Source organism: Campylobacter concisus, assembly GCF_902460665.1.
Lineage (GTDB): Bacteria > Campylobacterota > Campylobacteria > Campylobacterales > Campylobacteraceae > Campylobacter_A > Campylobacter_A concisus_AL.
The window spans coordinates 17,920-31,030 of sequence record NZ_CABPUR010000005.1; the positions used below are offsets into that span (position 1 = coordinate 17,920).

10 protein-coding genes, 1 tRNA gene and 2 pseudogenes are annotated in these 13,111 nt (G+C 37.6%); 9 read left to right on the forward strand and 4 right to left on the reverse strand.

From position 1 onward, the window contains the following. Positions 1-74 precede the first annotated feature (74 nt). The 8 genes and pseudogenes from metE to F3G66_RS08425 all read left to right on the forward strand — a co-directional run bounded on the left by metE (position 75) and on the right by F3G66_RS08425 (position 8,847). Positions 75-2,348, forward strand: a complete 2,274-nt coding sequence (gene metE, locus F3G66_RS08395) for a 5-methyltetrahydropteroyltriglutamate--homocysteine S-methyltransferase (protein ID WP_149707803.1) — start codon at positions 75-77, stop codon at positions 2,346-2,348. A 65-nt stretch (positions 2,349-2,413) separates the two neighbouring features. Further along, positions 2,414-3,301 carry a DNA-binding protein gene (locus F3G66_RS08400; RefSeq protein WP_149707804.1) on the forward strand — a complete coding sequence of 296 codons (888 nt, stop codon included), beginning with the start codon at positions 2,414-2,416 and terminating at the stop codon, positions 3,299-3,301. A 111-nt stretch (positions 3,302-3,412) separates the two neighbouring features. Beyond that, positions 3,413-4,783 carry a mannose-1-phosphate guanylyltransferase/mannose-6-phosphate isomerase gene (locus F3G66_RS08405; RefSeq protein ID WP_149707805.1) on the forward strand — a complete coding sequence of 457 codons (1,371 nt, stop codon included), beginning with the start codon at positions 3,413-3,415 and terminating at the stop codon, positions 4,781-4,783. A gap of 3 nt (positions 4,784-4,786) precedes the next feature. After that, positions 4,787-5,928, forward strand: a pseudogene (gene gmd / locus F3G66_RS08410) (GDP-mannose 4,6-dehydratase). Between the two features lie 3 nt (positions 5,929-5,931). Next, positions 5,932-6,477, forward strand: a pseudogene (locus F3G66_RS08415) (NAD-dependent epimerase/dehydratase family protein); the annotation flags it as partial. Between the two features lie 620 nt (positions 6,478-7,097). After that, positions 7,098-7,235: a hypothetical protein gene (locus tag F3G66_RS09665; protein WP_223154254.1), complete on the forward strand. Its 138-nt coding sequence runs from the start codon at positions 7,098-7,100 to the stop codon at positions 7,233-7,235. A 5-nt stretch (positions 7,236-7,240) separates the two neighbouring features. After that, positions 7,241-8,224 carry a glycosyltransferase family 4 protein gene (locus tag F3G66_RS08420; protein WP_223154255.1) on the forward strand — a complete coding sequence of 328 codons (984 nt, stop codon included), beginning with the start codon at positions 7,241-7,243 and terminating at the stop codon, positions 8,222-8,224. Positions 8,225-8,771: 547 nt separating this feature from the next. Beyond that, positions 8,772-8,847 (forward strand) — tRNA-Val (locus F3G66_RS08425). Between the two features lie 73 nt (positions 8,848-8,920). Here the strand turns inward: F3G66_RS08425 and F3G66_RS08430 are convergent. The 4 genes from F3G66_RS08430 to F3G66_RS08445 form a co-directional block, all read right to left on the reverse strand. Then, a complete protein-coding gene (locus tag F3G66_RS08430) occupies positions 8,921-10,339 on the reverse strand; it encodes an alanine/glycine:cation symporter family protein (RefSeq protein WP_149707840.1) in 1,419 nt (472 codons plus the stop codon). A 383-nt stretch (positions 10,340-10,722) separates the two neighbouring features. Continuing rightward, positions 10,723-10,962 carry a hypothetical protein gene (locus F3G66_RS09495; protein ID WP_188115854.1) on the reverse strand — a complete coding sequence of 80 codons (240 nt, stop codon included), beginning with the start codon at positions 10,960-10,962 and terminating at the stop codon, positions 10,723-10,725. A gap of 52 nt (positions 10,963-11,014) precedes the next feature. Beyond that, a complete protein-coding gene (locus F3G66_RS08440; RefSeq protein ID WP_223154258.1) occupies positions 11,015-12,181 on the reverse strand; it encodes a replication-associated recombination protein A in 1,167 nt (388 codons plus the stop codon). A 28-nt stretch (positions 12,182-12,209) separates the two neighbouring features. Continuing rightward, positions 12,210-12,737, reverse strand: a complete 528-nt coding sequence (locus F3G66_RS08445) for a pyridoxamine 5'-phosphate oxidase family protein (protein WP_149707807.1) — start codon at positions 12,735-12,737, stop codon at positions 12,210-12,212. An 80-nt stretch (positions 12,738-12,817) separates the two neighbouring features. On the opposite strand from F3G66_RS08445, the gene F3G66_RS08450 reads away from it, so the two are divergent. Further along, the gene (locus tag F3G66_RS08450; RefSeq protein ID WP_103588551.1) at positions 12,818-13,111 is read left to right on the forward strand and encodes a hypothetical protein; all 294 of its coding nucleotides are present in this window, start codon (positions 12,818-12,820) and stop codon (positions 13,109-13,111) included.

A 13,111-nucleotide genomic window follows, 5' to 3' on the forward strand; every position in this document is an offset into this window, starting at 1 on the left:
ACCCCACTGCACGTTCAAGGTTGCTGTGCAGGGCACAGATTTAATTTAAAAATAGAAATTTAAAAAGGATAAAAATGATAAAAAGTTATGTTTTAGGTTTTCCAAGAATCGGAGAAAAAAGAGAGTTAAAGCGCGCATTAGAGGGCTTTTGGGCTGGCAAAGAGGGTTTTAGCGAAGAGAATTTGCAAGAGACTGCAAAGACGCTTCGCCAAAGACACTGGAGATATCAACAAGACGCTGGTATTTCGGCTATTAGCGTTAATGATTTTTCGTTTTACGACCTAATGCTTGATAACATCATCGCTTTTGGTGCTACACCTCCAAGATTTGCAAATTTAAGCGGCTTGGAGCAATATTTTGCTTGCTCAAGAGGCAACAAAAGTGGCGTTGCGATGGAGATGACAAAGTGGTTTAACACAAATTACCACTACATCGTGCCAGAGCTTAGCAGCGAGAGTAAATTTAGCCTAAAAGCGGACAAAATTTTAAATGAATACAAAGAGGCGAAGGCTAACGGCGTAAAAGGCAAGGTAAATTTGATCGGCCCTATCACATTTTTGGCTCTTTCAAAGACGACTGACGGCAGCTGCCCATTTAAGCACCTTGACGCACTTGTAGGCGAGTACAAAAAGCTACTTGAGCAAATTTCTAAGCTTGATGATGAAATTTTGGTGCAGTTTGACGAGCCGATCTTTGTAACTGACAAAAACGAAAGCGATCTTTTGCCACTTATCACAAAGGTTTATAACGAGCTAACAAGCGTAGCTAGCAACATCAAAATCGTGTTTGCAACATATTTTGAGCATGCGATCAAGGCAGTTAGCGAAGTGTCTAAAACTAAAATTTACGGCATCGCGCTTGACTTCATCCACGGCAAGAGAAATTTCGAAGCACTTGAGACTATCAAAAACAGCCATTTGACGCTATTTGCTGGCGTGATAGATGGCAGGAATATCTGGAAAAGTAACATCGATGAAAAAGTAAAACTTGTAGGTGAAATTTCAGAAAAAATAGGTGGCAAAGACTTTTACATTGGCACTTCGTGTTCACTTCTACACGTACCATACACTCTAAAATATGAAGAGAATTTAAACCCAGAGATCAAAAGCTGGCTAAGCTTCGCGGTTGAGAAGCTTGATGAGATCAAGATCATCACAAAACTAGCAAACGGCGAGAAGCTAAATGAGGCTGAGGCTAAAATTTACGAAGAAAATAAAAATGCCGTTAAAACTCGCGCTACTTCAAAGCTCATCCACTCTGAAAGCGTTCAAAACCGCGTTAAAAATTTAAGCAAATTTGAGCGTGATGAGAAATTTGAAGACCGCATCAAAATTCAACGTGAAACGCTAAAATACGGCATCTTACCAACAACAACGATAGGTAGCTTCCCTCAAACGGTTGATCTTCGTGTACTTCGCCAAAATTTCAAAAAAGGCGAGATCGACGCGGCTGCTTATGAAGCTGGCATCAAAAAATATATCGATCACTGCGTGAAATTTCAAGAGGATATCGGCCTAGACGTGCTAGTACACGGCGAGCCAGAGAGAAACGACATGGTCGAGTACTTTGGCGAGCAGATCAGCGGATATGCATTTAGCCAAAATGGCTGGGTACAAAGCTACGGCAGCCGCTGCGTCAAACCACCACTTCTCTTTGGTGACGTAAGCCGCCCAGAGCCGATGACTGTTAAGTGGATGAAATACGCTCAAAGTATCACAAAACACGTAATGAAGGGCATGCTAACAGGTCCTGTGACTATGCTAAACTGGAGCTTTGTGCGTGACGATCTTCCAAGAAGTGAGGTGGCAAAACAGCTTGCACTTTGTATCTATGACGAGATCGCAGACCTTCAAAATGCGGGCATCAGAGTGATCCAAGTCGATGAGGCAGCGTTTAAAGAGGGCTATCCGCTAAGAGCTGAAAATATCCCAGCTTATGAGAAATTTGCGGTTGATTGCTTCAAGCTTTCAGTAAGCTCGGCTGAAGCAAAAACTCAGATCCACACACATATGTGCTACTCTGAATTTAACGATATTATTAAGACCATTGAGGCAATGGATGCTGATGTTATCAGTATCGAGACTGCAAGAAGTGGCAACGAGCTACTTAAAATTTTCAAAGCCGTTGGCTACAAACAAGAGGTCGGACCTGGCGTTTACGACATCCACAGCCCACGTGTGCCAAGTGTCGAGGAGATCGTCGCTCAGATCAAAGCTCTGCTTGAAGTCTTGCCAAAAGAGCAACTCTGGATCAACCCTGACTGCGGCCTAAAAACCAGAAAATGGGAAGAGGTCGAGCCAAGCCTTAAAAACATGGTGGAAGCTGTCAAGATCGTAAGAGGTCTATAATCCAAATTTAGCGTCTAGCAAGCCTAGGCGCTAAACTCCGTTTAAATTTCAAAAAAAGTTAGAAAATGTTAAAAGATAAGATCATAAACAATGAAAGTGGCATAGTGCTTTATGGCTTAACGCCTCCAAAGGCTGAATTTGACGAGGCTAAGCTTAAAGAGATCGCTGCAAAATGGGACAAGAGGATCACGGATGTGCAGGCTGATGGTTTGGTGCTTTATGAGATCCAAGATGAAAGTAGCCGCATAAAAAGCGAGCGAACTTTTGAATTTAGCGATACATTAAGCCCTGAAATTTACTACTCAAAGTATCTAAATTTAAAGACAGCAAGCATCTTTTATAGAGTCGCGAACAAATATAATGAGAGCGAATTTAGAGCAAATTTAGCCAAAAGTAGCAGCGATATAAATGTCTTTGTCGGCGTTGCTTCTGGCAAGATAGAGCCTAAAATGAGCTTAGAGCGTGCTTATGAGATCGCTAGAGATGAGTTTAAAGAGCTTGTAGTGGGTGGTGTTTGCATAGCTGAGAGGCACGCTAAAAAGGGCGATGAAGAGCAAAGGATGAGTCAAAAGGCCAAAATGGGGGCAAAATTTTTTATCTCACAGGCGGTTTTTGATATAAATTTGGCTAAAAATTTACTAACAAGCGTGGCAAAAAGTGGGTTAAATTTACCTATTATTTTGACATTTACGACTTGTGGCACGCCAAAAACGCTAGAGTTTATCAAGTGGCTTGGTATAAGTGTTGATGAAAAGAGCGAAAAAAGGATGCTTGGGAGTGATGATTTTTTAGCCACGGCATCACAAATTTGCCTTGAAAATTTTGCAGAGCTTTATGAATTTGCTAAAAAGCTTAGTATAAATGTCGGTGTTAATATAGAGAGCGTAATGGCAAAAAGAGCTGAGATAGAAGCGAGCCTAGAGCTAACGCATAAGATGAGAGAGGTGTTTTGATAGTTTAAAAGCTATCAAAACTTATATTTTAGATGATTTTAGTAAGTTCTTAGTCTTTTTTAGCTTTAATTATATAAGATTTTTAAGCTCATTTTAAAGTAGATAAAATTTATGACAAATATATTATTATGTGGTGGTTCTGGTACGAGGTTGTGGCCTATTAGCAGGACTTTGATGCCAAAACAATTTATTAAATTATTTGATGACAGGTCACTTTTTCAGCTAACTGCACTACGAAATAGTGAAATTTGTGACAATACATTTGTGATTACAAATATCGATCACTACTACTTGGCGATGGATCAGATAGAAAATTTAAATATTACAAATTTTAAATATCTGCTCGAGCCAGTTGGTAGAAATACTGCACCAGCGATCACACTAGCTTGCCTTGCACTTGATTCAAATGAGATTGTTTTAGTAGCGCCATCGGATCATTTGATAAAGGACATTAAAGCATATCACACAAGCGTAAAAGCTGCAAAAGAGCTGGCAGAGCAAAATTTCTTAGTTACTTTTGGTATAAAGCCAAGGTCACCTGAGACGGGATTTGGATATATAGAGAGCTATAATAGTGATGTAAAGGCTTTTTATGAAAAGCCAGACTATGAAAAGGCAGTGAAATTTCTAAAAGATCAAAATTGCTACTGGAATTCAGGTATGTTTGTCTTTAAGGCAGGCGTTTTCTTGGATCAGATGAAAATTTTTGCTCCCGAGATACTTGAAGCATGTAAAGTAGCTTTTGACAACGCAAAAAAAGACCAATTTGATATTAAAATAGATACTACCGATATGCAAAATATCCCACAAAATAGCATAGATTATGCTGTAATGGAAAAGTCTGGTATCGTAAAAATGGTAGTACTAGATGCGCCTTGGAGTGATCTTGGAAGTTTTGATAGTTTGGATGAGCAGCTACAAAAAGATATCAATGGAAACACAATAAATAGCGATCTGGTGCAGATAAATTCTCACAACAATCTAGTTTTATCTAGTGGCAAAAAAATAGCCTTAATAGATGTCGATGATCTAACTGTTGTTGATACAAAAGATGCTCTTTTAATATCTAAAAAGTCCTCTAGCCAAAAAGTAAAAAATGTTGTGGAAATTTTAAAAGAGGAGAGCTCTGAGCTTTGCAATGCCCATGTTACGACAAATAGGCCTTGGGGAAACTATACTGTCCTTGAAAATCAAGATGGTTATAAGATAAAGATAATAGAGGTAAAACCTGGCAAAAGGCTATCTTTGCAAAAGCATTTTCATAGAAATGAGCACTGGATAGTACTATCAGGTAGTGCCACTGTTACGATAGGTGAGACAACTAGACTCGTTTGTCCTAATGAGTCTATCTATATAAAAATGGGCGAAGTTCATAGGCTGTCTAATGAAGGAAAAATTCCTGTGGTTTTGATAGAAGCTCAGGTCGGTGAATATACAGGTGAAGATGATATAATTCGCCTAGACGATGATTTTAAAAGGTGATTTATGGATAAAAAAGTAGCATTAATAACTGGTATAACTGGTCAAGATGGATCGTATCTGGCGGAATTTCTACTAAAAAAAGCTATATAGTCCATGGCGTAAAAAGACGAACGAGCCTTTTTAATACATATAGAATAGATCGTCTCTATCAAGATCCGCATGTTGATAATAGAAATTTTTTCTTGCATTATGGCGATATGACGGACTCTATGAACTTAACAAGGATCATTCAAGAAGTACAGCCAGATGAAATTTATAACCTAGCTGCCATGAGTCACGTACATGTTAGCTTTGAAACTCCAGAATATGTCGCAAATGCTGATGGTACAGGCACTCTTAGACTGCTTGAGGCTATAAGGATATTAGGACTTGAGAAAAAGACTAAAATTTATCAAGCCTCTACATCTGAGCTCTACGGAAAAGTACAAGAGACACCGCAAAGCGAGACTACACCATTTTATCCAAGAAGCCCTTATGCAGTCGCAAAGATGTATGCGTACTGGATAACGGTTAATTATAGAGAGGCTTATGGTATTTTTGCTTGTAATGGCATATTGTTTAATCACGAATCACCAGTTAGAGGCGAGACATTTGTAACTAGAAAGATCACAAGGGCAGCTAGTAAGATAGCGCTTGGGCTTCAAGACAAGCTTTATCTTGGAAATTTAGACGCCAAAAGAGACTGGGGCCATGCAAAAGACTATGTGAAGATGATGTGGATGATACTGCAAGCTCCAGAGCCAGAAGACTGGGTGATAGCAACTGGCCAAACAACGGCGGTTAGAGATTTTGTAAAATTTGCATTTGCTTATGCTGGTATAAATTTGAGATTTGAAGAGTCTGGCGTAGATGAGATAGGAGTCGTGGACTCACTAAATTTTGAAAAAGCAAAAGAATTGAATTTAGATATATCACATTTAAGTATCGGACAAACTGTGGTTTGTGTGGATCCAAGATATTTTAGGCCAACGGAGGTTGATTTGCTACTTGGAGATCCGAGTAAAGCAGAGAAAAAACTAGGCTGGAAGAGAGAATTTAACCTTCAAGATCTAGTAAATGATATGATGAAATCAGACTTAAAACTCATGACAAAAGATGTCTATCTAAAAGATGGCGGATATGAGATAATGAGCTATTTCGAGTAAAAAATGGATAAAAACAGTAAAATTTATGTAGCAGGACACAAGGGTCTGGTAGGCTCTGCTATAGTGAAAAATTTAAAATCAAAGGGCTATGAAAATATAATCGCAAGAACTCATGGCGAGCTTGATCTTATGGATCAAAAAGCTGTTTATGAGTTTTTTGGAAAAGAAAAGCCCGAGTATGTAGTGCTAGCCGCTTCAAAGGTCGGTGGAATAGTGGCCAATAGCACTTATAGGGCTGATTTTATCTATGAAAATTTACAAATTCAAAATAATGTGATCCATCAAAGCTATGTGCATAAGGTAAAAAAACTACTATTTCTGGGAAGTACTTGCATATATCCTAAAAATGCTCCACAGCCAATGAGCGAAGATGTGCTTTTGACATCTCCACTTGAATACACAAATGAGCCATATGCGATCGCTAAAATAGCTGGTATAAAGATGTGTGAGAGTTACAATCTGCAGTATGGTACAAATTTTATATCTGTGATGCCTACAAATTTATATGGTCCAAACGACAACTTTGATCTAGAAACCTCACATGTGTTGTGATAAATCTTATGCAAAAGGTAAAAAAATGAGAATAGGTAAAAATATGGAGCAAATAGCGTTAAGAGCGTTATTTTAGCAGATAGGAACATAGGGTAAAAATGAGAACTCAAAATGCAAAATTTGCAAAATTTAGGCATTTATTTTGCATTTTGAAAGCTAAAGCTTCAAATTGCTTCAAAAATAGCTTCAAAGTCCCTTTAGATCGCGCCTTTTCTGATATGTGCCACGACGCGCCCTACGATAGTGCAATTTTTTAAATTTTCGTCGTATATTACGATAGACTTGTATTTTTTATTATCCGGAAACAGAGTTATAGTCTGCGTTATCGTTTTTTTCTAATTGTTTGACGAATACGTCGTCGCCGTAGTTTATGATGTATACATTGTCACTTATTACGTCACCTGCAAATAGTACTTATTAATATTGTTTTTTATAATCTAAATAATGGTTTTGTAAAAAATTTAAAATCCATTGATAAAGAAGCAGCGAACATTTGGCTTATATTAGAAAATAATAAATTTTTTATACTTAAAAAAGTTATTTGTTTTATCGCTATTTATTGGACTCGATAGATTATTTAAATTTTTTTAGAGATATTTATAAGAGATAAGATTATGGTGAAAATTTTTATAATTGTCAATATCTCCTACACGATGATAAATTTTAGAAAAGAATTTATCGAAATCCTTGTACCAAGCGAGTATGAAGTTTATTATTTGGTTGGTGACTACAATGAAGAAAGTAGAAAAAAATAATCTCATTGGGTGCAACACCGCTTGACCACACTTTAAATGCAAAAGAACTAAATCCACTTAAAGATCTTATTGCTACATATGATTTGGTTAAGCTATTTAGGCAATATAGGCCAGATGCGATTTTTTCTTTTTTGTTAAGCCAGTTTTTTGCAACTATAGCCGCAAAAATAGCAAGAGTGCCAAGAATAGTAGGCATGATAGAAGGGCTTGGCGGAGCTTTTACAGTTCATAAAAATGGGCAAACAAAAAAGGCGAAAATCATCAAAACTATACAAGTTCTTTTATATAAAATTTCACTACCATTTCTTGACGAGCTTATATTTTTAAATAATGATGATAAAAAGGACTTGATTGATAGATACAATATAAAAGTAAAATCTATAAATATCTTAGGTGGTATAGGTGTTGGTCTTGATAAATTCTCATATACTAAAGCACCTACTGATCCTATAAGTTTTATTTTTATAGCAAGACTTCTTGCAGAAAAGGGAATATTTGAGTATTTAGAGGCAGCTAAAATCGTAAAAGAAAAATATAAAGATGTAAAGTTTTATATATTTGGTAGTTTTGATGAGCACAATCCGTTTGGATTAACGCAAAAAGAGCTAAAACCTTATCTTGATAGTGACGTAGTTATATATCCTGGCTTCGTAAATGATATAAAAGAACGGATAGTGAATAGTTCCATTTTTGTCTTGCCTTCGTATTACAGAGAAGGTGTACCAAGAAGTACGCAGGAAGCCATGGCGATAGGAAGGGCAGTAATAACCACAAATAGTGTAGGATGTAAAGAAACCGTTGAAGATAGTGTAAATGGGTTTTTGGTACCACCATTTGATAGTAAAATTTTGGCACAAAAGATGATTTATTTTATACAAAATCTAGAAATGATAGTCCAAATGGGTATGGAAAGTAGAAAAATAGCTGAAGTAAAATTTAATATAAATGAAAAGAATGAAAGACTTGCAAAGATTATTATTGGGAAATAGCACATTGCCATTTTTAGGTTTTTAATTTAAAATTTTATATTGACTGGATTTTAGCAAACTTATCGTGATTTAAATAATAAAACCAAGACAAGCTCACTAGTTTTCTAGGCTAGACTTCTACCCCGTTAGTCCACTAATTGATTTTGTATTATTCTTACCAGCCTTTTGTTTTAAAATTCCTATTCATCTTTTGTAGGTTTATACTCACCTTTGAAGAATTTTAGCATCAATCTTTTACTCTAGATATTCTCTTTGTAAATTTTTATATGTTAGCTTCCAGTATTCAAGATAATTTCCAAAGCTAGCACCATGTCCTACATCATAGTGATAGCTTACACATTTTTGCTCTTTATCGCTATCAAGGAGTCTTTATGATGACGTATGAGTTGCCGATATTGACCGGGTAGTTTTTATCTTTACCAATAACTGCGAAGCAAGCGTTAGCTAATTCTAATTTTATCCATTACATTTATTGCTTATAAATAAATTTAATTACTAAAGAATTAAGCTAAATAAAATAGAAAATAAAATATAATCCCAAATCTTTGGTCCCGTAGCTCAGTTGGTAGAGCACTACCTTGACATGGTAGTGGTCGATGGTTCGAGTCCATTCGGGGCCACCACTTCTAATAAAACATCCTAAACAAGAGATTTAAAATTAATTATTAGTAAATTTTATAAAGATGCGGTAAAGACTTATTTTAAATAATCTTTCACATCATACTCTTTACCAGCATCGTGATCTTTTAAAAGCTTTGCCACAATAGGGCTTAAAATGATGATGGCAATTAAATTTGGCACAACCATCAAGCCATTAAACATATCTGCTAGGCTCCAGACAAAATCAACCTTTTGCAAGCTTCCCAAAAATACAAAAACGACTACTAAAATTTGAAACGCCCTGACCGCCTTTGCCCCAAAAAGGTATCTTACGTTGATCTCAGCAAAATAGTACCATCCAAGTATGGTCGTAAATGCGAAGAAAAATAGGCAGATCGCTACAAAGCTATAACCGCCAGTTTTGCCAAATATGTGTGACGAAAAGGCCTCTTGCACCAAGGTGATACCTGTAAAGACCGCCTTGCCGTTTTCAAAGCTAATAACATTTGCAGTGAGCACTACAAAAACGGTTATATTTAAAACGATAAAAGTATCTACAAATACGCTCATTATGCCAAGCACTGCTTGATCGACTGGGTGTTTGACATTAGCCGCAGCGTGTGCGTGCGGAGTTGAGCCCATTCCGGCTTCATTGCTAAAAAGACCCCTTGCGATGCCGTATCTCATCGCAGCTGCTATACTAGCTCCAGTCGCTCCACCCCACGCAGCTGAAGGATCAAACGCTGCTTTATAGATAAGCAAAACTGCATCTGGGATTTCGTGAAAATTTAAAGCGATAATGATTAGTCCAACACCTACATAAAGTAAAGCCATCAAAGGCACGATCTTTTCAGCTACTCTTGCGATCGCCTTTACGCCACCTATAAAGATGACCGCGCAGACGATTGCTAAAAAAGCTCCAGTTATCCACTGAGGTATACCAAAGGCACCTTTAAAGCCGTCTGAGATCGAGTTTGCTTGCACCATATTGCCGATAAAGCCAAGTGCGATAATGATAGCGATAGCGAAAAATCCAGCTAAAATTTTTGCCCATTTTCCTTTTAATCCACGACTTATATAAAATGCCGGACCGCCTATCGTGTGCCCGCTATCGTCTTTTGTGCGGTAAATTTGAGCTAGGCAAATTTCAGCAAAATTTGTAGCCATGCCTAAAAACGCAGCGCACCACATCCAAAATATCGCTCCAGGACCACCCATGATAAGTGCTGTTGTCGCACCTACTAGATTGCCAGTGCCAACTTGCGCGGCGATCGCAGTTGCAACTGCTTGAAACTGGCTCATACCGGCCTTGCCAGCAGCTTCGCCGTGAAGCGAGAAATTCCCAAAAAGCTCTCTTAGTCCCATTTTAAACTTAAAAATTTGAACAAACCCAAGCCTAATAGTAAAAAATAGTCCAGTGCCGCAAAGTAGGGTAATAAGGAAGTATGGCCCCCAAAGGAATGAATTTATACTCTCAACACAATTATTTAAAATTTCAGCAAAATTTGTAGGCATTTTCTTGACTTTCATTGGTGTAGTTTAGAGAGCGAGTATATTTAAAAAAATATAAAATTAGAATAAATAAGAAAAATTTTTTAGCTTGGTTTAAAATTTCGCGCTAGTTTTCGGCTTACTCGTGGCAAGCGTGTTTTTGATAGCTAGATTTTATAGCAGATATTTTTACGCTCTAAGTTATTTTTTGATTGATAATTTCTAAATTTATTCCGCAAAGACGGCTTATGAGGACTAAAATTATTTCTTGATTTTTGGATTTTAAAATTAGGTTTTTGCGTGTTTAAGACGGCTTTTTAAGAGAAATTTGCAATCTTTATTGCGCGGATATAACTTGGCAAAACGTATTTAGCTCTTAGTTTTGCTAAAAATTTTATCAAAAGCGTTTAAAAGGCTTTGGCGTTAAATTTTGCTTCGTTGTTATTTGCTGGATTTGCCATATTTTGTTCGCTATTTGACTTGTCGGTAGCCACGCTCTGCGTCAAATTTTTCTCGCCGATCGCCGCCCAAAGTTGTTTAAAAATTTCTGGAAATTCGCTTGCTCTGTCATAAGCTGTCGTTAATCTACCCCAAGGCACGTCTTCTATCTTTAAATTTGCGATATACGCTAAATTTTGCTCGTTCATCTACATCTCTTTTAAAATTTACTCCATAAATCTGACAGAGCAAAGCCTAAATTTAGCCTTTTGACTTTATCTTTTCTAGCCACTCATTTAGCGTTTTTTCAAAGCCAATGCTCTTGCTTTTGTAAAAAACGAGCGGTTTTTCTAGGTATTTTTGATCGACCCAGCCGCCAAAATCATGCGGATAAAGGTAGTCTTTGCTCTCTTTTGTGTGATTTTTTAGATATGGCGGGATCTTTAAAATTTCTTCGCTTTGCACGTATCTTAGGGCGGCATTTATCGCGTTGTAGCTGGAGATTGACTTTGGCGAGCTAGCTAGATAGATGGCGCACTGAGCCAGTATGATCCTAGCCTCTGGAAAGCCTATCTCTTTTACCGCGCTTAGCGTGCTTGCGGCCAAATTTAGCGCATTTGGGTTTGCATTGCCGATGTCTTCGCTGGCAAATATCGCCATCCTTCTAGCGATGAAGTCCGCACTCTCGCCAGAGTCTATGAGCCTTGCGAGATAGTAGATAACGGCGTTTTCGTCGCTTCCGCGCATGCTTTTTATAAAAGCACTTGCTAGCTCGTAGTGCGTGTCATCCTCTTTTGCTCCCTCTTTTAGGGCGTTTTGGCGAAGTGTTTTTAAATTTTCTAGACTCACATTTTCATCAAGCGTGATGGCAAATTCTAGTAAATTTAGCATGGCTCTTGCGTCACCACCACTACTTTTAAATAAATATTCTTTGGCTTCATCATCTATACTAAATGAAATTTGCTCCCTGATCTTGCCAAGAAGCTCCTCAAAGTCGCTACTGCTAAGCGGTCTAAACTCAAAGAGCATCGAGCGACTTCTGATGCCTGAGCTTAGCGTGAAAAAGGGATTTTCCGTACTAGCGCCGATGACTAGGGCTTTGTAGTTTTCCATGGGGATGAGTAGCGCTTCTTGCTGGGTTTTGCTAAGCCTGTGGATCTCGTCTATGAAAAAGAGTGGCTTGTTTAGGGCGTTTTCGTAGTTTTTTAAAATTTTGCGAAAGTCATCTATCTTTAAATTTCCGCCATCAAACTCGTAAAAGTCGTAGTTTGCACCACTTGCCACCGCCCTTGCAAAGCTCGTCTTGCCACAGCCTGCTGGACCATAAAAGATGGAATGCGGGATTTTGCTAGAGGCTATAAATTTTAAAAATGCCGCCTTAACCGCCTTTTGTCCGCAAATTTCATCCAAGTTTTTTGGTCTAAACATCAGTGCAAGTGAGCTCAAATTTACTCCTTTAATTTGCTGGTTTTGGCAAAATTTTAGCTTTCGCGCTAAGACTTTCTATCTTAAACTCATAAATTTTAGTGATCTTTAGCCCATACTGAGCCGCTGTTTCAAAGGTATTCATCGCATAAGCTGTATATTTTAGGCTGAGAATTTTTAAAATTTCATATTTTTTAGCTTCGTCTGTGATCTCACAAACTCTAGTTTTTGCGATAGCACTTTTATACTCAGTCGTAAAAACCTTACCTCCAAGTGCCTTGCCATCGTCTTTTATCGCATCTAGCTCACTTTCGCTTAGATGTGGGACTTTATTGAAGCTAACGCAGACAAATTCCACTTTTCGTCCATCTTGAAGCAGTTTTGCCTTACAGCCAGCGGTAGCTCCGTGTATAAAAATGCTTTCACCAACTCTTACTGGCGAGATCGGTACGCTAAAAATTTCTCCCTCATCATCCACGCATGAAATTACCGCATATTCGCATTCATCTATGATTTTTAGGCCATCTTCACGGCTTAGCTCTCTATCTTTTCGTCTCATTTTTTATCCTTTTTTTGAAAAAGCATTTTAAAATTTAAGTGCTTAAAGGCTAGTATAACGCAAAAATTTCAAGGAAAAACATGAGAAAAATAGCCATTTTTGCCCTTTTGCTTGGCGTAAATTTAGTCCATGCAAACGATGTTTGCAATGAATATATCAAGCAAAGCAGGCTATATCTTGACGAGCTCTATGCCAAAGAGAGCAAACGACTCGCAAACGATGAAAAGGCGTTAAGACTTTTTGAGCTTAAATTTGATGAGTTTAAACAAAGACAAAGCGGCCAAGAAGCCATAATTTTGCAAAACAAAGATGAGAAATTTTGCAAAAGAAAGCTTGAAGAGACAAACAAACTTTTAAATGATCTAAAAAAGTAG

Coding starts and splice junctions, on each gene's coding strand:
- metE (WP_149707803.1), top strand. CDS start 75: ATGATAAAAAGTTATGTTTTAGGTTTTCCAAGAATCGGAGAAAAAAGA.
- F3G66_RS08400 (WP_149707804.1), top strand. CDS start 2,414: ATGTTAAAAGATAAGATCATAAACAATGAAAGTGGCATAGTGCTTTAT.
- F3G66_RS08405 (WP_149707805.1), top strand. CDS start 3,413: ATGACAAATATATTATTATGTGGTGGTTCTGGTACGAGGTTGTGGCCT.
- F3G66_RS08430 (WP_149707840.1), bottom strand. CDS start 10,339: ATGCCTACAAATTTTGCTGAAATTTTAAATAATTGTGTTGAGAGTATA.
- F3G66_RS09495 (WP_188115854.1), bottom strand. CDS start 10,962: ATGAACGAGCAAAATTTAGCGTATATCGCAAATTTAAAGATAGAAGAC.
- F3G66_RS08440 (WP_223154258.1), bottom strand. CDS start 12,181: ATGTTTAGACCAAAAAACTTGGATGAAATTTGCGGACAAAAGGCGGTT.
- F3G66_RS08445 (WP_149707807.1), bottom strand. CDS start 12,737: ATGAGACGAAAAGATAGAGAGCTAAGCCGTGAAGATGGCCTAAAAATC.
- F3G66_RS08450 (WP_103588551.1), top strand. CDS start 12,818: ATGAGAAAAATAGCCATTTTTGCCCTTTTGCTTGGCGTAAATTTAGTC.